This window comes from Amycolatopsis sp. CFH S0740, from assembly GCF_004522315.1.
Lineage (GTDB): Bacteria > Actinomycetota > Actinomycetes > Mycobacteriales > Pseudonocardiaceae > Amycolatopsis > Amycolatopsis nivea.
Genome location: NZ_SDLS01000003.1, coordinates 174,958 through 193,916 on the forward strand (window position 1 = coordinate 174,958; position 18,959 = coordinate 193,916).

Below are 18,959 nucleotides of genomic sequence, written 5' to 3' on the forward strand. Positions count from 1 at the left end.
CCCCGAGTCACCGCAAGCTTACCGATTCACCGGGGAGCAAGCATCAACATCGAGCCGTCTTCCCAGTACAAACAGGCAGGCGAAGGACTCCACTGCGCAGTCCCCTGCCACACCACCACCGGTGCGGCTTCCCCCATCTCGACCAACGCGACCCGCGCCGCCCCGCGCACCACGGCTATCTCGCCGCTTCGCCCCTTCAACATCGAAGCCGCTTCGAACGCCTGTCCGCGCGCTGGCCCACTGGGCACCGCCACCGGTTTCCGGCGGCGCTTGGGAACTGTCACGAACTCCCAAAGCACCATGAATGGCCAGGCGATATTGGCGAGAATTTCGAGGACCGCTTCCGCGACACACCCCAGCGACCGATCAGCCCGCTTCCGCCGATCACGCCCCGCCTTGACCCGGCCGAGCACCACGACGTGGACGGGCTCCCGCCAGGCGCCCTCGAAGTACTGCCCGACCCGGGAGCCCAAATCCTGGCCCATCAGTCATCCGTCCGATTCGGTTATGCCGCCTTGGAACCGTACAGACTCAGCCTGCGAGGCGAGGGGAAGAAAAGGAAAAAGACCATGATCAAGTTGACGGAGTTGAGGAGCGCCGCGACGACCGGGATGCTCAGGTAGAGCACGATGGGCGCGGTGAAGTGCAGCTGTCCGACTCCGGAGTAGCCGCCGGACGTCGTCACGATAATGACGTACCAGAAAACGAATCCGATGGTTGCCAGCCATCCGGGAATTGCCGTCCCCAGCTGAACTCCCAGGACGGTGTACTCCTTGCGGTACCGAAGTTGCCCAGCCGCGAAATAGGTACGCGACACCATCAGGCCGACCCCGGAAAGCATCAGGCAACACCCCGCGATGATCCCCAGGACAACCGTCAGCGGAGTTGTCACGTCGTAGGACGTGGGCAGGCGGTAGCCGAACACGGGCACCGCGACAACCATGAGCAAGCCGATCCCGGCACTCGCGCAACCCCAGGGGATCGTGACACCACGAATCTTCCTGACCAAAGCAGGAGGAAGCCACCGCCCAGACAACGCTCCATACAAATAAGGACCCACCAAGCCCTCCCCAGACCTGAGCACGGTAGCTGTCCGTAATCAAGAACCACCCAACGCTACAACACAACAACCCCGAAACCCGAACTCCGCCCCCACCCCAAGCACACAAAATGTGCCCTGGCCCACACCCCAACCCAACCAACCAGCCCACCCAACCGGCCCCGTCGAAACCGGCCATGCCCGCCAACCGCACCAAAGGCACCGCGGGGGTCCGGGGGCTCGGCCCCTGGGCAAGGGAACGACCGACAACGGAAAAGAGCCCCAGTCGCGCAAGCGGCTGGGGCTCTGACCATGGTGGGCGAGGAGGGAGTTGAACCCTCACGTCCTTTCGGACACACGGACCTGAACCGTGCGCGTCTGCCATTCCGCCACTCGCCCGAGTTGCTTCCTTGAGGCAGCCAGCAAAGCTTAGCAGGGCCTTCTGACGGGTTTCACCGGGGGCATGCCCAACCCTTCCTCCCCCGGATAGGATCGATGCGGAAGCACACGTGTGAGGAGGTTGTCCCCGGTGGGTCGCGTTGAGCGCTTTGACAGGCGACTCGAGAACCTGGTGGGGAATACTTTCGCGCGCATGTTCGGCGGCAACGTCGTCACGCAGGAAGTGGCGGTTGCGCTCGAGAGGGAAGGCGAGGAGAACGTTCGTGAGCTGGCAGGCGGTCGGCAGCTCGCCCCGAATCACTACATCGTGTCGTTGGGGGCGGCTGACCACGATCGCATGGCCGGCGATGAGCAGCGGGTCACCGGGGTTCTCGCGAGGGCGGTGGCGGAACACCTCGCCGCGCAGGGCTGGGACACCTATGGTGACGTCGTCGTATCACTCGAGCGCAACGAGGCGCTGCATACTGGACAGTTCAAGACCCGTTCGTCCGTCGATCCCGACGCCCGCGACACTGCGGGAGAAGGGCCGTCACGGTCGGCACGACCCAGCAACGCAGGAGACCCACCAATGAGCCAGCCCCCCGGCTACGGCCAATACGACCAGGGTGACCCGTACGGCCAGCAGGGCCAGTACGGCTACGGACAGCAGGGTGGCCAGCAGCCCGGGTACGACCAGGGTTACGGCGGCCAGCCTCCCGCGCAGGGCTACGACCAGGGCTACGGCGGCCAGCCCCCCGCGCAGGGCTACGACCAGTACGGCGGACAGGCTCCGCAGCCCGGGTACGACCAGGGCTACGGCGGGCAGCCGCCCGCGCAGGGCTACGACCAGGGTTACGGCCAGCAGGGCGGCTACGACCAGGGTTACGGCGGCCAGGCTCCGCAGGGCGGGTACGACCAGGGTTACGGGCAGCCGCAGCAGGGCTATGACCAGGGTTACGGCCAGGCCCCGCAGGCCGGCTACGACCAGGGTTACGGCCAGCAGGGCGGGTACGACCAGTACGGCGGCCAGCCGCAGGCGGCTTACGGGCAGGACCCGTACGCGCAGCAGGGCGCCCCGGCCGCGGGCAGGCAGCTTCAGGCGAGCCTCCAGCTGGACGACGGCTCCAACCGCACCTACTCGCTGAAGCAGGGCGGCAACGTCGTCGGCCGCGGGCAGGACGCGGACTTCCGGCTTCCGGACACCGGCGTTTCGCGGCGGCACCTGGAGATCACCTGGGACGGGCAGAGCGCGACGCTCGCCGACATCGGGTCGACCAACGGGACCACGGTCAACGGCACTCCGGTGCAGACGTGGCAGCTGGCGGACGGCGACGTGATCCGGGTGGGTCATTCGTCTCTGGTGTTCCGAACCCAGGGCTGATCGCAGACCGTCCACGGGGTTCCCGCAGAATTGTCATGCGGGGGGAACCGCGGTGCGCGTGGCGCCGCGGCTTGCAGGCACAGGCGGGAGCGGACACAACAAGTGCCAGAGCTGGTCGTTCAACTCACCAGAGTGGGCTTTCTCGTGCTGCTCTGGCTCTTTGTGTTCGCCGCGCTCCGAGTCGTGCGCTCGGACCTCTACGCCGCGTCGGGCCTTCGGGTCCAGGTGCCGTCCTTCCGCCGCAACAAAGAGAAGAAGCCGCGGGGCAGCAAGGCCCCGCAGCAGTTGCTCGTGACGCACGGGGCCCTCGCGGGCACCCGCATCGCGCTCGACGGGCGGCCGATCCTGATCGGCCGGGCCGACGACTCGACGCTGGTGCTCGACGACGACTACGCATCGACCCGGCACGCCCGGATCGCGCTGCGCGGGGAGGACTGGTACGTGGAAGATCTGGGCTCGACGAACGGGACCTACCTCGACCGGGCTAAGGTCACTGCACCCCTCCGGGTCCCGCTCGGAGTCCCCATCCGGATCGGCAAGACGGTGATCGAGCTTCGCCCATGACTCTCGTCCTCCGCTACGCGGCCCGCAGCGACCGGGGCCTGGTGCGTTCCAACAACCAGGACTCCGTGTACGCCGGCCCGCGTCTCCTCGCGCTCGCCGACGGCATGGGCGGGCACGCCGCAGGTGAGGTGGCCAGCAAGGTCGTCATCGCCTCGCTCGCCCCGCTCGACGACGACGAGCCGGGCGACGACCTGCTCGCCCAGCTTCGCGAAGCCGTCCAGAACGGCAACGCGGCGATCGCCGAACTGGTCTCCCAGGACCCCGACCTGGACGGCATGGGCACCACGCTCACCGCCGTCCTGTTCGCGGGAAGCAGACTTGGTCTGGTCCACGTCGGCGACTCGCGCGCGTATCTGATGCGCGGCGGCCAGTTCGCCCAGATCACCCGCGACGACAGTTTCGTCAACGAACTGCTCGAACAGGGCCGCATCACGCCGGAAGAGGCCGCGGTGCACCCGCAGCGGTCGCTGCTGCTCAAGGCGCTCACCGGACACGAGGTCGAGCCGAGCCTGACCGTGCGCGAGGCGCGTCCCGGTGACCGGTACCTGATTTGCTCCGACGGTTTGTCCGGAATGGTCAGCGACGAAACGCTCGCCGAGGCCGTGCAGATCCCGGACCCGCAGGACTGCGCCGACCGGATGATCGAGCTGGCGCTCAAGGGTGGCGGCACCGACAACGTGACCGTCATCATCGCCGACGTGGTCGACGTCGATTTCGGCGACGACGCCCCGATCGTGGGCGGCGCGGCTGGCGACGGCAGCGACGAGATGCATCAGGGGGATTCCCCGGCGGCGAGGGCGCGCGCGCTGACCCAGCCGCCGCCGCAGCCGCGACCGGAGCAGCAGCCCCCGCCGGAAGACCCGAAAGCGAAACGGCGGAAACGGTTCCGCTGGCTCGTGGGGGCGGTCGTGGTGCTGATCGTGCTGGGCGCCGCCGCGATCGCGACTCGATACTTCGTGCTCAGCCAGTACTACGTCGGAGAAGGCCCCGATCAGGAGGTCGTGATCTACCGCGGCGTCCCGGGCAGCATCCTCGGCATCGACCTGCACTCGCTCGAGCAGGGCTCGTGCCCGCCGGGCCAGCTGTGCACCGACAAGCTCCGCGTCTCCGCGTTGCAGGAGGACGCGCGCATCGCCGTGCAGAACGGCGTGAAGCGCGAAAGCCTCGACGACGCGCGCAAGTACATCGACGATTTCCTGCGTCTCAAGAAGAAGCTGTCGGACTGCAAGCCGGCCAATCCTCCGGGCACCCCGCAGTCGGGCGCGCCCTCGTCCAGCGTGGCGCCTCCCGGGGGCACGCCTTCGTCGGCGAACCAGCCTGCGGGGAGGGACTGCTCGACGGCGGGTACGCCGCCGACGGGGGGCGGTAACTGATGGGCCAGCCGCTGGCCGACCCGACGTCCGCCCAGTTCGCCACGAATCCGCCGCGAGACCTCCCCAAACGCAGGGGCACGGAGCTCGCGTTGCTGGCGTTCGCGGCGGGCATCGTCACGCTCGCGCTGGTCATCGTCGAGGCCAACCAGGAGCAGGAGCTGACGCTCTCGATTCTGTGGGTGGGACTCGCTTACCTCGGCGTGCTCGCCACGACGCACCTCGCCGTGCGCCGGTGGGCCCCGTACGCCGACCCGGTGCTGCTGCCGTGCGTCGCGCTGCTCAACGGGATCGGGCTGGTGATGATTCACCGGCTCGATCTCGCGAAGGCCGAATCGTTCATGCAGCGCGGCAAGGAGTACTCGCCGGAGATCACCAAGCAGCTGCTGTTCACCGCGGTTTCGCTGGTGCTGTTCGTGATCGTGCTCGTGGTGGTCAACGACCACCGCACGCTGACCCGCTACAGCTACATCGCCGGACTGGTCGGGCTCGGCGCGCTCGCGCTGCCCGCGGTGCTGCCCGCCAGCCTGTCCGAGGCGGGCGGCGCGAAGGTGTGGCTGAAGCTGCCGTTCTTCTCGATCCAGCCGGGCGAGTTCGCGAAGATCCTGCTGATGATCTTCTTCGCGTCGTTCCTGGTGTCCAAACGCGATTTGTTCATGGTGGCGGGCAAGAAGTTCCTCGGCGTGGAGCTGCCGCGCGCCCGTGACCTCGGCCCGATCCTGATCGCCGCCGCCGTCGCGATCGGCGTGCTGGTGTTCGAGAAGGACCTCGGCACGTCGCTGCTGTATTTCAGCATCATCCTGGTGATGCTCTACGTCGCGACCGAACGCGCGATCTGGGTCGTCGTCGGGCTGACGTTCTTCATCGGCGGCTGCGTCATCGCCTACAACCTGTTCGGCCACGTGCAGCAGCGGGTCGAGAACTGGACCGACCCGCTCGGCCCTCGCTACGACGTGCTCGGCGGCAGCTACCAGCTCGCACAGGCGTTGTTCGGGCTCGGCACCGGCGGCGTCGGCGGCACCGGGCTCGGCGCCGGCCGTCCGGACATCCCGCCCGCCGCGAGCACCGACTTCATCACCGCCGCGATCGGCGAGGAGCTCGGCTTCATCGGCCTGGCCGCGGTGCTGATGCTGTACATGCTGCTGGCGATGCGCGGCATGCGCAGCGCGCTGGCGGTGCGCGACACGTTCGGCAAACTGCTCGGCGGCGGGCTCGCCTTCACCATCGTGATCCAGATCTTCGTGGTCGTCGGCGGCGTCACCGCGCTCATCCCGGAAACCGGCGTCACCGCGCCGTTCCTGTCCTACGGCGGCTCTTCGCTGCTGGCGAACTACATCCTGGTCGCCCTGATGCTGCGCATTTCGGACGCGGCGCGCAGGCCGGCCTCCCGGCCGAAGCCGCAGCAGCCGCAGGCTCCGATCGCCGAGGCGCACACCGTCATGGTGCGGCGTCCGCCCGCCGAAGGCGACCCGAACGGGAGGACCGCGTGAACGCCCCCCTGCGCAAGGTCGGCATGGCGATGCTCGCGATGATCGTGCTGCTGCTGGCCAACATCACCTACGTCCAGGTCATCAAGGCCGACACGTACCGCACCGATCCGCGCAACCAGCGCGTGCTCTACGACGAGTACTCCCGGCAGCGCGGGCAGATCGTCACGCCGGACGGCACCGTGCTCGCCGGCGTGAAGCCCTCCACCGACAAGTTCAAGTTCTTCCGCACCTACGCCGACGGACCGATGTACGCCCCGGTCACCGGGTACTACTCGATCAACTACGGCGCGGGCGGGCTCGAGCGCGCCGAGGACGACGTGCTGAACGGGTCGGACCCGCGGCTGTTCGTGCGCAGGCTGTCGGACATGGTCACCGGCCGCGATCCGCGCGGCGGCAACGTGAAGCTCACCATCGACCCGAAGGTGCAGAAGGCCGCCTACGACCTGATGACGCAGCGCGGCTACACCGGCGCGGTGGTCGCGATGGAGCCGAAGACCGGCCGCATCCTGGCGATGGTCTCGACCCCGTCGTACGACCCGAACCAGCTCGCGACGCACGGCACCGACCAGAACAAGGCCTGGGACGCCTACTCCAAGGACCCGAAGAACCCGATGCTGAACCGGGCGATCTCGGAGAACTACCCGCCGGGGTCGACGTTCAAGATCGTCACCGCGACCGCGGCGCTGGAGAGCGGGATCGGCCCGGACACCCAGATCAGCACCGCGCCGAACGTGCAGCTGCCGGGTACGAACACGACGCTGGAGAACTACGGCGGCGAAACCTGCCCCGGCAACACGTTCAAGGACGCGCTGGCGCACTCGTGCAACGTCCCGTTCGCGACGTTCGCCGGCCAGCTCGGCGCGGACAAGATGAAGGCGGCCGCGACCAACTTCGGCATCGGGCAGAACGACCTGACCGTGCCGATGCGAGTCGTCGGCTCGACCGTGGGCGCACTCGACTCGCCGGGCGCGCTCTACCAGAGCGGCATCGGCCAGCGCGACGTCCGGCTCACCCCGCTGCAGGACTGCCTGCTCTCGGCGACCGTCGCGAACAACGGCTACGCGATGAAGCCGCAGCTGATCGAGTCGATCCTGGCCCCGGACCTGTCGACGGTCGAGAACGTCGACCCGGAGCAGCTCACCGGCAAGCCCGCGCTGTCGCCGGAGAACGACAAGATCCTCACCGACATGATGATCGCGTCGGAGTCCTTCACCAAGGGCGGCGGCAAGAACGACGCGCTGAAGATCGCGTCGAAGACCGGCACCGCCGAGCACGGCGCCGACTCGAAGAACACCCCGCCGCACGCGTGGTACACCGCGTTCGCGCCGTCGGACAACCCGCAGATCGCCGTGTCGGTCATCGTCGAGAACGGCGGCAACCGCGGTCTCGCCGCGACCGGCGGCTCGGTGGCCGCCGAGATCGGCCGTGCCGCCATCGCCGCCCGGCTCGGGGGTGGATAGCCGATGCTGTCCTCGGGTCAGCTGCTGGCCGAGCGCTACAAGCTGACGAACCGGATCGCCGTCGGCGGGATGGGCGAGGTCTGGCAGGCGAGCGACACCCGGCTCGACCGGATCGTCGCGGTGAAGGTGCTGAAGGCCGAACTGTCCGGCGACGCCGAATTCCTGCACCGCTTCCGGACCGAGGCGCGGATGACCGCCTCGCTCAACCACGCCGGGATCGCCGCGGTGCACGACTACGGCGAGACGGTCAACGAGGACCTGTCCATCGCGTACCTGGTGATGGAGTACGTGGAGGGCGATCCGCTGGCGGGCATCCTCGCCAAGCACGGCAGGCTCACCGCGGACTACACGCTCGACCTGCTCGAGCAGGCGGGCACCGCGCTGCAGGCCGCGCACGAACAGGGCCTGGTGCACCGCGACGTGAAGCCGGGCAACATCCTGGTCACCCCCGCGGGCAAGGTGAAGATCACCGACTTCGGCGTGGCCAAGGCCGCCGACGCGGCCCCGGTCACCCGGTCCGGCATGGTCATGGGCACCGCGCACTACATCGCGCCGGAGCAGGCGCTCGGCCAGGACGCGGAACCGGCCAGCGACGTCTATTCGCTCGCGGTGTGCGGGTACGAATGCCTCGCCGGGCACCGGCCGTTCCTGTCCGAGAACGCGGTGACGGTCGCGATGATGCACATCCGCGACGTCCCGCCGCCGCTGCCGCCGGACGTCCCGCCGGGCGCGCGGGCGGTGATCGAGGCGACGCTCGTGAAGGACCCCCGGCAGCGCTACGCCAGCGGCGGCGAGTTCGCGGGCGCGATCGCCGCGGTCCGCGCCGGCCGCCCGCTGCCCACCCCGCTCGGCCTGGTCAACGCCGCCTACGCGGCAGGTCAGGCACCGCCCGTGCCACCGGTTCCGCCCGCAGTGCCGCAGGCGGCCGGTGCCCCGGTCGGACCCAGTTCCAACCCGGCGTTCCGGCCGCTGTCGGCTCCGCCGGGCCCGCCCGGTCCGCCGGTCCCGCCGCCGAAACGGAACCAGTGGGGCTGGTGGGTGCTGCTCGCGGTGGTCATCGTCGTGGTCCTGGTGGCCGTGGCGTTCTTGATCGCGAGAGTGGTGTCCTCCGGCAACGGAGGACCGCCGCGAAGCGTGGACAGCGGGAGCGGACCGACCTCAGCCACCCCGGCCGGTACGAGCGAGGCCCAGGGCCTGCAAGGCATGATGACCACACCTTGGACGGAATGGAACGGCACGAAGCGATGACGACACCCAGACTGCTCTCCAATCGGTACGAGCTGGGCGACACGCTCGGGTACGGCGGTATGTCCGAGGTCCACCACGGGCACGACGTGCGGCTGGGCCGGGAAGTCGCGATCAAGGTCCTGCGCGCGGACCTCGCCCGCGATCCGCAGTTCCAGGAGCGGTTCCGGCGCGAGGCGCAGAACGCGGCCGCGCTGAACCATCCCGCGATCGTCGCCGTGTACGACACCGGCGAGGCGAACACCGACGTCGGTCCGCTGCCGTACATCGTGATGGAGTACGTCGAAGGCCGGACGCTGCGGGACATCGTCAAGACCGAGGGCCCGCTGTCGCAGAAGCGCGCGATGGAGGTCATGGCCGACGTCTGCGCCGCGCTCGACTTCTCGCACCGGCACGGCATCGTGCACCGCGACGTGAAGCCGGCGAACGTGATGATCACGAAGAACGGCGCCGTCAAGGTGATGGACTTCGGCATCGCGCGCGCCATGCACGACGGCCAGTCGGCGATGACGCAGACCGCGGCCGTCATCGGCACCGCCCAGTACCTCTCGCCGGAGCAGGCGCGCGGCGAGTCGGTGGACGCCCGGTCGGACGTCTACGCGGCGGGCTGCGTGCTGTACGAACTGATCACCGGCGAGCCGCCGTTCACCGGCGATTCCCCGGTCGCGGTGGCGTACCAGCACGTGCGGGAGGACCCGAACCCGCCGTCGTCGGTGAACCCGGCGGTGTCGCCGGAGCTCGACGCGGTCGTGCTGAAGGCACTGGCCAAGGGCCCGGCGAACCGGTACCAGTCGGCCGCCGAAATGCGGTCGGACCTGGTCCGGACGCTGTCCGGGCAGCGTCCGTCGGCCCCGATGGTGATGTCGGACGACGAGCGCACCCAGGTGATGAACGCCGACCGCCGCCAGCCGGTGGCCTACGACGACTACGCCGACGAGCCGGACGAGGACCCGCGCGCCAAGCGCCGCCGCCGGATCATCTTCGGGGTGATCGCCGCGCTGCTCGTGGCGGGTGTGGTGCTGTTGATCTTCTGGCTGAGCGGATCGTTCCGCGACAAGAACGAGACCGCGCAGATCCCGCCGGTGGTCAACCAGCAGGTCACCCAGGCGAAGGCGGCGCTGCAGCAGGCGGGCTTCTCGTCGTTCGCGCCGAACAAGAACGTGGTGTGCGGTCCGGAGGCGAGCAACCCCGGCGGGCAGACCTGCACCGAGGACCAGATCGGCAAGGTCATCGCGATCGACCCGGATGTCGGCAAGACGGTGCCGACCACGTCCACGATCACGCTGACCGTCGGGCAGAAGCCGGGCAACACCACCGTGCCGGACCTGCACGGCAAGTCGGCGGAAGACGCGAAGACGGCGCTCGAACAGGCCAAGCTGAAGCTCGGCAACACGACCTCGCAGCCCGTCGACACCCCGGACGACGTCGGCAAGGTCGTGTCGCAGAACCCGACCGCGAACTCCTCGGCCACCGAAGGCACGCCGGTGGACATCGTCGTCGGGTCCGGCGTCAACCAGAAGGAAGTGCCGAACACGGTCGGCAAGGACTACGCGACGGCGAAGCAGATCCTGCAGAACGCCGGTTTCAAGGCCCAGCGGGTCGACCAGGCCTCGGACCAGCCGAAGGACCAGGTCATCGACCAGCAGCCGAACGGCGGCAACCTGCCCCCGAACAGCACGGTGAAGCTGACCGTGTCGTCCGGTCCGCAGCAGATCCAGATGCCGGACCTGACCGGGATGACCTCGGACCAGGCGACGCAGAAGCTGCAGAGCCTTGGCTGGTCGGGCAGCATCCAAACGCAGTCGACCTCGTCCGGCAGCGGCAAGGCCAACACCGTGGTGAAGCAGAACCCGCAGGCAGGCAGCCAGATCAGCCCGACCCAGCCGATCATGCTGACGATCAAGGAGGACGACGGCAGCGGCGGCTCGCCGACGTCGAGCTCCGGCGGGATCTTCCCGCCGGGCGGGATCCGCAACAACAACGGCGGCTGACCCGCTCGCAGCGCATAAGGAGGGCCCGCACGGTGCGCACCGTGCGGGCCCTTTTTTCGCGCCGGCCGATCAGTCTTGGTCGAGGAAATTCCGCACGCTGGCGAGCACCTCGTCGACGTCGTGCCCGCCGCCGCAGTCGACGTCCAGCTCTTCGACGGCCCCGGAGCGCTTCACGGTGAGCGACACCTGCCGTCCGTCGCGCTGCCGGTGCAGCCAGCCGAAAAGCGACCGGCAGAAGGTGCCCGCCGACCGGCTGCTCACCATCACGACCACGCCGCTGCCCGGCCCGGCGAGCCGCACGCGCCCGGCCAGTTCGTCCTCGGCGCCGAGCCAGGAAACGAGGTGCCGCACCTCGTCCGCTGAGCCGTCCACGGTGATCGCGGCGATCCCTGCCGTCACGGATGCTCCCCTCCCGGGCCCAACAGACGGCGCGAGGGTAACCGACTCGCAGCCCGACCCGGAACCCCCAAATCGGCATTTGCCGAATGCAATTTGCAGAAAGGTCAGGATCGGCGGGTCGAGACCGTGCCCACCACCGTCATGCTCGCCGCCAGCAGCACCACCGACGTGCCTGTCGCCAAACCGAGCGGGCCGCCGTACGGGGAGCCGTTCATCAGCGCTTGCAGCAGCGGATGCACCAGCGGAACCCACTTTCCCAGCAGCACCACGCCAAGCACGAGAACCGCGGCGAGCACCGTCCAGCCGATGCGCGACACCAGCAGCCGCGAGCACGGCAGGCCGATCGCGATGCCGACCAGAGCGCACGCGAGATGGGTCGCCAGCCCGGCACCGATGATCTGTGCCTGCAACTGATTCCGATGCGTCGCCGCCCAGCCGACGGTCACCAGCGTGCACACCAAGGTGCAGCCGAACACCGTCAGCACCGCGCCGCCGATGGTTTTGCGGTTGCCGCCGGCGTGGTTGAGCGTGATCAGTCGCTGCACCGGATCTTCGATGTCCAGCAACGCGATCGTGAGCCAGCAGCCGAGTACGAGAACCCCCGCGCCGCTCACGCCGAACAGCGGAAGCACTGGCGAACTCGGGTCTGCGTAAAGGATTGAGCACAACGCGAGGTACGCGAGCCCGGCTGGCAAATAGCGTTGCGAATGGCCGAGCAGCGCCAGGTAATAGCGGCTCACTGCGAGCACGGCGCCACCTCCCGCACCGACCAGCCGCCGGACAGCGCGCGCAGCAGCACTGCGTCGGCGTGTTCAGCGTCGACCGTCAGGACCACGCCGCCCGCTTGGTCGGCGACCGCGTGCACGCCTGGTTCGGCGGACCAGTTGTCGACGCTCGACGACACCGGCAGCAGCGTGATCCGCTTGCGCTCCGGATGCGTTTCCAGCGGCGCGACCCGGCCAGACGCGAGCCGGTACACCTCGTCCGCGTGTTCGCGCACGACGTCCGGCCGGTGGTCGGTGAACACGACGCTCGCGCCGCGTGCGCGGGTTTCCGCGACCAGTTCGCCGAGCACCGCGTGCGTGCCGACGTCGAGGCCGGACCAGGGTTCGTCGAGGATCAGCAGGTCCGGCCGCACCAGCACGGCTTGGGCGAGGCCGACCTTCTGCGCGTTGCCTTTCGACAGCGTGCGCAGCTGCGCGTCCGGACTGCCGACCAGCGCGAGCCGTTTCAGCAGCGGATCGATCCCGGACAGGTCAGTCAGCCCGCGGATCCGCGCCAGATGCCGCAGGTACGCCCGCGCGCTCAGCCGCTGGCCGCCGGGGAACCGGTCGGGCAGGTAGCCGACCGCCGGGCTCCCGGTGATGTCGCCGTACGACGCCCGCGACACCCCGGCGAGGATCCGCAGCAGCGTCGATTTGCCCGATCCGTTGGTGCCGAGGATGCCGACCACCCGTCCGGCGGGCACCTCGAAATCGATGTGCGTCAGGACGGGTTCGCCGCTGCCGTACCGTTTTCCGACTCCGCTGAGCCGGATCAGCGGGGTCGGCGCGGTCACGCAGTCGCGGCCTTCTGCAGGGTGCGGGTGGCCCGCTCCAGGTCGTCGACGACGGTCGGCGCGACCGGGTGGCCCGCCGAGGCCATCCAGTTAGCCAGCATCCGGTGGCCGCATTCGGTGAGCACGGATTCGGGGTGGAACTGCACGCCCTCCAGCGGCAGTTCGCGGTGCCGCATGCCCATCACGATGCCGGTTTCGGTGGTGCCGGTGACCTCGAAAATGTCCGGATCGATGGTGTCCGGCAACACGGTGAGCGAGTGGTACCGAGTGGCGGTGAACTCCTCCGGCAGCCCGGCGAGGATGCCGGAGCCGGTGTGCCGCACCTGGCTGGTCTTGCCGTGCAGCAGCTCGTCCGCGCGGTCGACGGTGGCCCCGAAGTGCACGCCCAACGCCTGGTGGCCGAGGCAGACGCCCAGCATCGGCGTGCGCGTCTCGGCGCATTTCGCGATCACTTCAATGCTCTGACCTGCGCGTTCCGGCGTTCCGGGACCCGGGGAGACGAGCACCGCGTCGAAGTCCGGCACGCGATCGAGGTCGACGACGTCGTTGCGCCACACCGTGCAGTCGGCGCCGAGCTGCGCCAGGTACTGGACGAGGTTGTAGACGAAGCTGTCGTAGTTGTCGACGACGAGAACGCGCATGCCGCCAGCTTAGCGGCTCCCACCTGCTGGACCGTACGCCAGATCACAGTGATTGTTAGGATCACCTAACTTACCGTGGAGCGGGTGAGCCGAATCCTTCGTGTCGCCGTGGTGGGCGCCGGCCCCGCCGGCATCTACGCCGCCGACCTGCTGGACAAGTCCGACGCGGACGTCGAGATCGACCTGTTCGAGCGCATGCCCGCGCCGTTCGGGCTGATCCGCTACGGCGTCGCGCCCGACCACCCGCGCATCAAGGGCATCGTCAACGCCCTGCACAAGGTGCTGGACCGGCCGAACATCCGGCTGCTCGGCAACGTCGACTACGGCACCGACCTGAAGCTGGACGACCTGCGCGAGTTCTACGACGCGGTCATCTTCGCGACCGGCGCGATGGCCGACCGCGCGCTCGACCTTCCCGGCATCGACCTCGACGGCAGCCACGGCGCCGCCAACTTCGTGTCCTGGTACGACGGCCACCCGGACGTGCCGCGCACCTGGCCGCTCACCGCGTCGTCGGTCGCGGTGCTCGGCGTCGGCAACGTCGCGCTGGACGTGGCGCGCGTGCTCGCCAAAACCGCCGACGAACTGCTGCCGACCGACATCCCGGCGAACGTCTACGAGGGCCTCAAGGCCAGCCCGGTCACCGACGTGCACGTGTTCGGCCGCCGCGGTCCGGCCCAGGCGAAGTTCTCGCCGCTGGAGCTGCGCGAACTGGACCATTCGCCGAACGTCGAGGTGATCGTGCACCCCGAGGACATGGAGTTCGACGAGGCCAGCGTCGCCGAACTGCGGTCCTCGAAGCAGACCGACATGGTCGTGAAGACGCTGCAGGAATGGGCGATCCGCGACGAGGGCACCCGCCCGCGCCGGCTGCACCTGCACTTCTTCCACGCGCCGGTCGAGGTGCTCGGTGAGGACGGCAAGGTCGTCGGCCTGCGCACCGAGCGCACCGAGTACCGCGACGGCAAGGTCGTCGGCACCGGCGAGTTCCACGACTGGGACGTGCAGGCGGTGTACCGCGCGGTCGGGTACCTGTCGTCGCACCTGCCGGAAATCCCGTTCGACCACACCGCGGGCGTGATCCCGAACCAGGGCGGCCGGGTGCTGGACCTGGACGAGAACCAGGTCCCCGGCGTGTACGTGACCGGCTGGATCAAACGCGGCCCGGTCGGCCTGATCGGCCACACGAAGGGCGACGCGGCCGAGACCGTCGCGAACCTCTTGGCGGACGCGGACACCCTCGCCGCGCCGCGGCATTCGTCGCCGGACGCGATCCTGGAATTCCTTGCCGCGCGCGGGATTTCGTTCACCACCTGGGAAGGCTGGGGCAAGCTCGACGCGCACGAGAAGTCGCTCGGCGAGGCCGAGGGACGCGAGCGGGTGAAGGTCGTGGAACGCGACGAGATGGTGCGGGTTTCGCGCGCCTAGTTCACGTAGACGATCTTCCCGCGCGCGTGCCTGCCTTCGCTCAGCTCGTGCGCGGCCGCGGCTTCGCTCAGCGGGAAGGTCGCTGCGACAGGGATTTTTAGCCGTCCTTCCTCCGCGAGTTTTACTGCTGGGGCAAGTCCGTGTACTGCCAACGGATCCGCACCAGGGAGCGCTGCGCCGTGCGAGAAGTGCACGCCGTGCTGTGGCGCGGTGGTGTCGGTGATCGTCACGACCCGCGCGGGATCTCCGGCGATCTGGATCAGGTCCGGCAATGCTCCCCCGGCACAGTCGAAGACCGCGTCGACGCTGCCGACTCGCTCGACCAACCCTGGACCATACGTCGTCGCCTCAGCCCCGAGGTAACGCAGGAAATCGTGGTTACGCGGGCTCGCCGTGCCGATAACGGTGGCCCCGCGCGCGATCGCCAACTGAACCGCGACCGTGCCGACGCCGCCCGCCGCGCCGTTCACCAGGATCCTTCCGCCAGGAAGCTGGTCCAACACCCGGGTCGCCGTTTCGATCGCGCCCGCGGCACCGCCCGCCTCAGCCCAGCTCCAGGCCTCCGGTTTGGCAGCCCAATGCACCAAGACGGCGTACTCCGCGTTGGCTCCCCGGCGATTCGCGTCGGTCATGCCGAAGACGTGCTCGCCGGGCGCTATTCCGGTGACCCCGTCGCCCACCTCGTCGACTACGCCAGCAGCGTCGTAGCCCGTCCGGAACGGGAGCCTCGCGCCTTTGCGCACCCCAGACCGGATGGCGGTTTCGCCCGCGGAAAACCCGGACGCGCGCACGGAAACGCGAATCTCCCCGGGTCCAGCGTGCGGTTCGGGGACATCGGCGACGTGCACGACGCTGGGCGGGCCATACTGATCAAACTGGACGGCTTTCATGTGCCCGAAGGTATTCCAGCAGGTCAGCGATCCAGCCGGAAGTGAGAGAGGTGGCGGCCGAAGTGAGACGGACCGACGCCGCCCACAACCGAGTCCGCATCCTCGCGGCGGCGCGGGTGGCTTTCACGGTCCGCGGATACGGCGTACCGATGCGGGAGATCGCCCGGCAGGCCGAGGTGAGCGTCGCGACGGTTTACCGGCATTTTCCGACCAAAGACGCACTGATCGCCGAAGCGTTCGCCGAGGAACTGGCACTGTGCTCGTCAATCGTCGAAGAGGGCCTGGCGGAGGCTGATCCATGGCAGGGTTTCGTCCTGGTGCTGGAGAAGCTGACCGAGGCGCATGCCCGTGACCAGGGCTTCCGCGCGTTCGTCTCCCAACTGCCCCGGCGACTCGACTTCGCCGCCGACCGAGCCCACACCCTGCGGCTGCTGCTCGAACTCATCCGCCGAGCGAAGGACACCGGCGAGCTGCGCGCGGATTTCGTGCTGGAAGACCTCGTGCTGGCGTTGGTCGCCAACGAGGGGATCCGGGTGGAACCAGCTTCTGCTCGCGTCGCAGCGGTGCGTCGGTTCACGGCGTTGCTGATCCAGTCGTTCCGGGCGCATCCGGATGCCGGACCTCTGCCACCAGCTGTGCGGGTGCCGCTTAGCTAGAACCGAGGAACTTCAGCACGGCCAGCACCCGGCGATTCGTGTCGTCCGAGGCGGAGATGCCCAGCTTGGCGAAAATATTCGCGGTGTGTTTGCCGACCGCGCCCTCGCTGAAGTGCAACCGGCTGGCGATCGCGGCGTTCGAACAGCCTTCCGCCATCAAGCCGAGCACCTCGCGTTCCCGCGGCGTCAAGGCCGCCAACGGGTCCGAAGCGTTGCCGGCCACCAGTTTCGCGATCACTTCCGGATCCATCGCCGTACCGCCCGCGACGACCCGGCGAACCGCGTCGATGAACTGCTCCGCGTTGAATACGCGATCCTTCAACAGATAGCCGATCGCGCCGGTGCCGTCCGCCAGGAGCTCGCGCGCGTACAGCTGCTCGACATGTTGCGACAACACGAGAATCGGCAGCCCAGGCATCTCTCGCCGAGCAGCGAGCGCGACTTGGAGACCCTCGTCGGTGTTGGTCGGCGGCATCCGCACGTCCACAATGGACACGTCAGGCTGGTGTTCGCGAAGCGCGGCAGCAAGTTCAGGACCGGAGCCGACAGCTGCGACGACGTCGAAGCCGTGCGCGACGAGAAGGTGGGTCAGGCCGTCTCGGAGAAGGTACTGGTCTTCGGCGACGACGGTCCGGGGTCGAGCTGGCACGGCACCTCCACAGTCGCCTCCGTCGGGCCGCCCGGCGGGCTGGTCAGCGCCAACCTACCGGCGAATCCAGACACCCTCCGCTCGATCCCGCGCAAACCCGTGCCACGCGCGGCGTCGGCACCGCCTTTGCCGTCGTCGGTCACAGTCACGCGCAGGAGTCCATCGAGGTACTCGAGCACCACCGACGCGCGTCTGGTCTCGCCATGTTTTGCCGCGTTGCCGAGCAGCTCGCACACCGCGAAGTACGCGCAAGCCTCCGCTGGCTGTTCGAGCCGACCCGGCACCGACGCCGTGACCTCGACTTTCAGCGGACTGTCCAGCGCCGCCGCGCGCACCGCGTCGACCAGCCCGCGCTCCGACAACACCGGCGGGTGGATGCCGCGCACCAGCGACCGCAACTCGGTGAGCGCCTCCGACGACGCCTCTCGCAACTCCGCGGCCAGCTGTTTCGCCTTATCCGGGTCGTGGTCGATCAACGCTTCCACCGCGCCGAGCTTCATCCCCATCGCGACCAGCCGCGATTGGATGCCGTCATGCAGGTCGCGTTCGATCCTGCGCAGTTCAGCGGCCTGTGCGACGTTGACCTCGACCCGAGTCTGGTCCAGCCGGTGCACCCGCTGTGCGAGCCGGGACGTCTCGGTCGGACCGAGCAGCCACCGGCCGAGTTTCGCCTGCCGCCTGGCGAGCCACGGCGTCGGCAGCAGTCCGGCAAACACCGCCGCCAGCGCCACCGGCGTCATCGTGAACGCGCCTCCGGTGCTAGTCGCCGCGGGCAGCCCCACCATCTCGAACCAGCCGTGCTGGCCGGTGATCCACAATGCGACCAGGCCGTAAATCCCCCAGAAGACCAGCGCCGCCGGCGGCACCCACAGCACCGGCGTCACCACCGGCAACACCACCGCGGCCGCGATGTCCCGCCAGGTCGCGCGGTCGTGGAGCACCCAGTGGATCCGGGCGCGCAGCATCGGCCACCACGGTTCCTCGTACAACTGCTTGCCGAACTGGTACAGCCCGTCGCCACGGGGCACCGGCAACGCGGGCGGCGGCAAGTACGGCTGGGCGATCCGGACGCCGGTCCAGCGCTCCGCTTCACGGCGGAAAGTGTCGGTGACCGAGCGACTGGCCAGCGTGAGAGTCGGAAACACCACCACAGCACCGGTCAGCACGATGATCTGGGCGACCGCCATGCCGAGCTGTGCCAGGGAAATCGCCCACAACCCGAGCTGATACCCCAGCGTCTCGAACCGGCGGCTCAGCCAGCTCTTCCCGCGTGGCGCGTGCGGGCCGAGCCAGTACCCGGTCCATCGGGCGTACCCGCGCAGCGCGACCGGACCGGCGACCAGCGAAAACACCGCGAAGGCCAGCGCCACCACCGGGTTCAGCAGCTGCCAGCCGAGCTCCCGGCCCGTCGCCGGATCCTCCATGATCCACGTGAAACGTCGATTCCAGCGAATCCACCATGCGCGCCGGTAGAGCTGGGTGCCGTCGCGATACCAGCCGTCGCGCTCGCGTTCCGGTTCCGGCGGCGCGGGCCGGTACGGACTCGGGATCTCCCGCCCGGTCCACCGGCTGACCAGCTCCCGGGTGCGCCGCGATCGGGCACGCGCGAGTTCGATCGCCGGCGAGAAGAAGAACACGAGGCCGACGCACAAGAGCGCGAACGCGATCAGTTCGAGCAGAACGTCAACCCAGCTCACCACCGCGAGACCGGCGAGTGCCCACGCGCGCCGCACCGACGTCATGGCACCCCCTTTCGCGACCCAGTCTCGCCGCTACGGCCTTCGCCGACCCTGGCCCCAGCCCCCGGACCGGGGTGGCCC

General features: G+C 69.0%; 18 protein-coding genes and 1 tRNA gene. 9 read left to right on the plus strand and 10 right to left on the minus strand.

The annotated features are described in order from the left end of the window. Nucleotides 1-26: 26 nt before the first annotated feature. The 3 genes from EIZ45_RS07050 to EIZ45_RS07060 form a co-directional block, all read right to left on the minus strand. Complete coding sequence (locus EIZ45_RS07050) at nucleotides 27-485, minus strand: hypothetical protein (protein WP_037809211.1); 459 nt, start codon at nucleotides 483-485, stop codon at nucleotides 27-29. 20 nt (nucleotides 486-505) lie between these two features. After that, complete coding sequence (locus EIZ45_RS07055) at nucleotides 506-931, minus strand: hypothetical protein (RefSeq protein ID WP_134664614.1); 426 nt, start codon at nucleotides 929-931, stop codon at nucleotides 506-508. Nucleotides 932-1,352: 421 nt separating this feature from the next. After that, a tRNA-Leu gene (locus tag EIZ45_RS07060) sits at nucleotides 1,353-1,438 on the minus strand. Nucleotides 1,439-1,568: 130 nt separating this feature from the next. Here EIZ45_RS07060 and EIZ45_RS07065 point away from each other — a divergent pair. The 7 genes from EIZ45_RS07065 to pknB all read left to right on the plus strand — a co-directional run bounded on the left by EIZ45_RS07065 (nucleotide 1,569) and on the right by pknB (nucleotide 10,918). Next, nucleotides 1,569-2,798 carry a DUF3662 and FHA domain-containing protein gene (locus tag EIZ45_RS07065; protein WP_037809472.1) on the plus strand — a complete coding sequence of 410 codons (1,230 nt, stop codon included), beginning with the start codon at nucleotides 1,569-1,571 and terminating at the stop codon, nucleotides 2,796-2,798. 102 nt (nucleotides 2,799-2,900) lie between these two features. Next, nucleotides 2,901-3,362: an FHA domain-containing protein gene (locus tag EIZ45_RS07070; protein WP_037718919.1), complete on the plus strand. Its 462-nt coding sequence runs from the start codon at nucleotides 2,901-2,903 to the stop codon at nucleotides 3,360-3,362. Further along, nucleotides 3,359-4,735, plus strand: coding sequence for a PP2C family serine/threonine-protein phosphatase (locus EIZ45_RS07075; RefSeq protein WP_037809208.1), 1,377 nt, complete (start codon nucleotides 3,359-3,361; stop codon nucleotides 4,733-4,735). Before EIZ45_RS07070 ends, EIZ45_RS07075 begins: the two co-directional genes overlap by 4 nt. Beyond that, complete coding sequence (locus tag EIZ45_RS07080) at nucleotides 4,735-6,222, plus strand: FtsW/RodA/SpoVE family cell cycle protein (protein WP_134664617.1); 1,488 nt, start codon at nucleotides 4,735-4,737, stop codon at nucleotides 6,220-6,222. Before EIZ45_RS07075 ends, EIZ45_RS07080 begins: the two co-directional genes overlap by 1 nt. Further along, nucleotides 6,219-7,682, plus strand: a complete 1,464-nt coding sequence (locus EIZ45_RS07085) for a penicillin-binding protein 2 (RefSeq protein ID WP_134664619.1) — start codon at nucleotides 6,219-6,221, stop codon at nucleotides 7,680-7,682. The genes EIZ45_RS07080 and EIZ45_RS07085 overlap by 4 nt, the downstream gene beginning before the upstream one ends. Nucleotides 7,683-7,685: 3 nt before the next feature. After that, the gene (locus tag EIZ45_RS07090; RefSeq protein WP_037809201.1) at nucleotides 7,686-8,930 is read left to right on the plus strand and encodes a serine/threonine-protein kinase; all 1,245 of its coding nucleotides are present in this window, start codon (nucleotides 7,686-7,688) and stop codon (nucleotides 8,928-8,930) included. Continuing rightward, nucleotides 8,927-10,918: a Stk1 family PASTA domain-containing Ser/Thr kinase gene (pknB, locus tag EIZ45_RS07095; RefSeq protein WP_134664621.1), complete on the plus strand. Its 1,992-nt coding sequence runs from the start codon at nucleotides 8,927-8,929 to the stop codon at nucleotides 10,916-10,918. The genes EIZ45_RS07090 and pknB overlap by 4 nt, the downstream gene beginning before the upstream one ends. 69 nt (nucleotides 10,919-10,987) lie before the next feature. On the opposite strand, the gene EIZ45_RS07100 is transcribed toward pknB, so the two are convergent. From EIZ45_RS07100 to EIZ45_RS07115, 4 genes are all read right to left on the minus strand, one after another. Further along, a complete protein-coding gene (locus tag EIZ45_RS07100) occupies nucleotides 10,988-11,317 on the minus strand; it encodes a hypothetical protein (RefSeq protein WP_134664623.1) in 330 nt (109 codons plus the stop codon). Nucleotides 11,318-11,421: 104 nt separating this feature from the next. Beyond that, entirely contained in the window at nucleotides 11,422-12,066 is a 645-nt protein-coding gene (locus EIZ45_RS07105) for a hypothetical protein (protein WP_134664625.1), read from the minus strand. Next, nucleotides 12,054-12,857, minus strand: coding sequence for an ATP-binding cassette domain-containing protein (locus EIZ45_RS07110; RefSeq protein ID WP_167756379.1), 804 nt, complete (start codon nucleotides 12,855-12,857; stop codon nucleotides 12,054-12,056). The genes EIZ45_RS07105 and EIZ45_RS07110 overlap by 13 nt, the downstream gene beginning before the upstream one ends. 14 nt (nucleotides 12,858-12,871) lie before the next feature. Next, nucleotides 12,872-13,516: an aminodeoxychorismate/anthranilate synthase component II gene (locus EIZ45_RS07115; protein WP_134664629.1), complete on the minus strand. Its 645-nt coding sequence runs from the start codon at nucleotides 13,514-13,516 to the stop codon at nucleotides 12,872-12,874. 111 nt (nucleotides 13,517-13,627) lie between these two features. On the opposite strand from EIZ45_RS07115, the gene EIZ45_RS07120 reads away from it, so the two are divergent. After that, nucleotides 13,628-14,944: an FAD-dependent oxidoreductase gene (locus EIZ45_RS07120; protein ID WP_134664705.1), complete on the plus strand. Its 1,317-nt coding sequence runs from the start codon at nucleotides 13,628-13,630 to the stop codon at nucleotides 14,942-14,944. Here the strand turns inward: EIZ45_RS07120 and EIZ45_RS07125 are convergent. Next, nucleotides 14,941-15,834 (minus strand): NADP-dependent oxidoreductase, encoded by an 894-nt coding sequence (locus EIZ45_RS07125; RefSeq protein ID WP_134664632.1) that lies wholly within the window; start codon nucleotides 15,832-15,834, stop codon nucleotides 14,941-14,943. The two genes, EIZ45_RS07120 and EIZ45_RS07125, sit on opposite strands and share 4 nt — an antisense overlap. A 62-nt stretch (nucleotides 15,835-15,896) precedes the next feature. Here EIZ45_RS07125 and EIZ45_RS07130 point away from each other — a divergent pair, with 62 nt between their 5' ends. Then, complete coding sequence (locus tag EIZ45_RS07130) at nucleotides 15,897-16,490, plus strand: TetR/AcrR family transcriptional regulator (protein WP_240690713.1); 594 nt, start codon at nucleotides 15,897-15,899, stop codon at nucleotides 16,488-16,490. On the opposite strand, the gene EIZ45_RS07135 is transcribed toward EIZ45_RS07130, so the two are convergent. Beyond that, complete coding sequence (locus EIZ45_RS07135; RefSeq protein ID WP_134664636.1) at nucleotides 16,483-17,139, minus strand: response regulator transcription factor; 657 nt, start codon at nucleotides 17,137-17,139, stop codon at nucleotides 16,483-16,485. The genes EIZ45_RS07130 and EIZ45_RS07135 overlap by 8 nt on opposite strands. Beyond that, the gene (locus EIZ45_RS07140) at nucleotides 17,079-18,881 is read right to left on the minus strand and encodes a sensor histidine kinase (RefSeq protein WP_134664638.1); all 1,803 of its coding nucleotides are present in this window, start codon (nucleotides 18,879-18,881) and stop codon (nucleotides 17,079-17,081) included. Before EIZ45_RS07140 ends, EIZ45_RS07135 begins: the two co-directional genes overlap by 61 nt. Nucleotides 18,882-18,959: the final 78 nt, after the last annotated feature.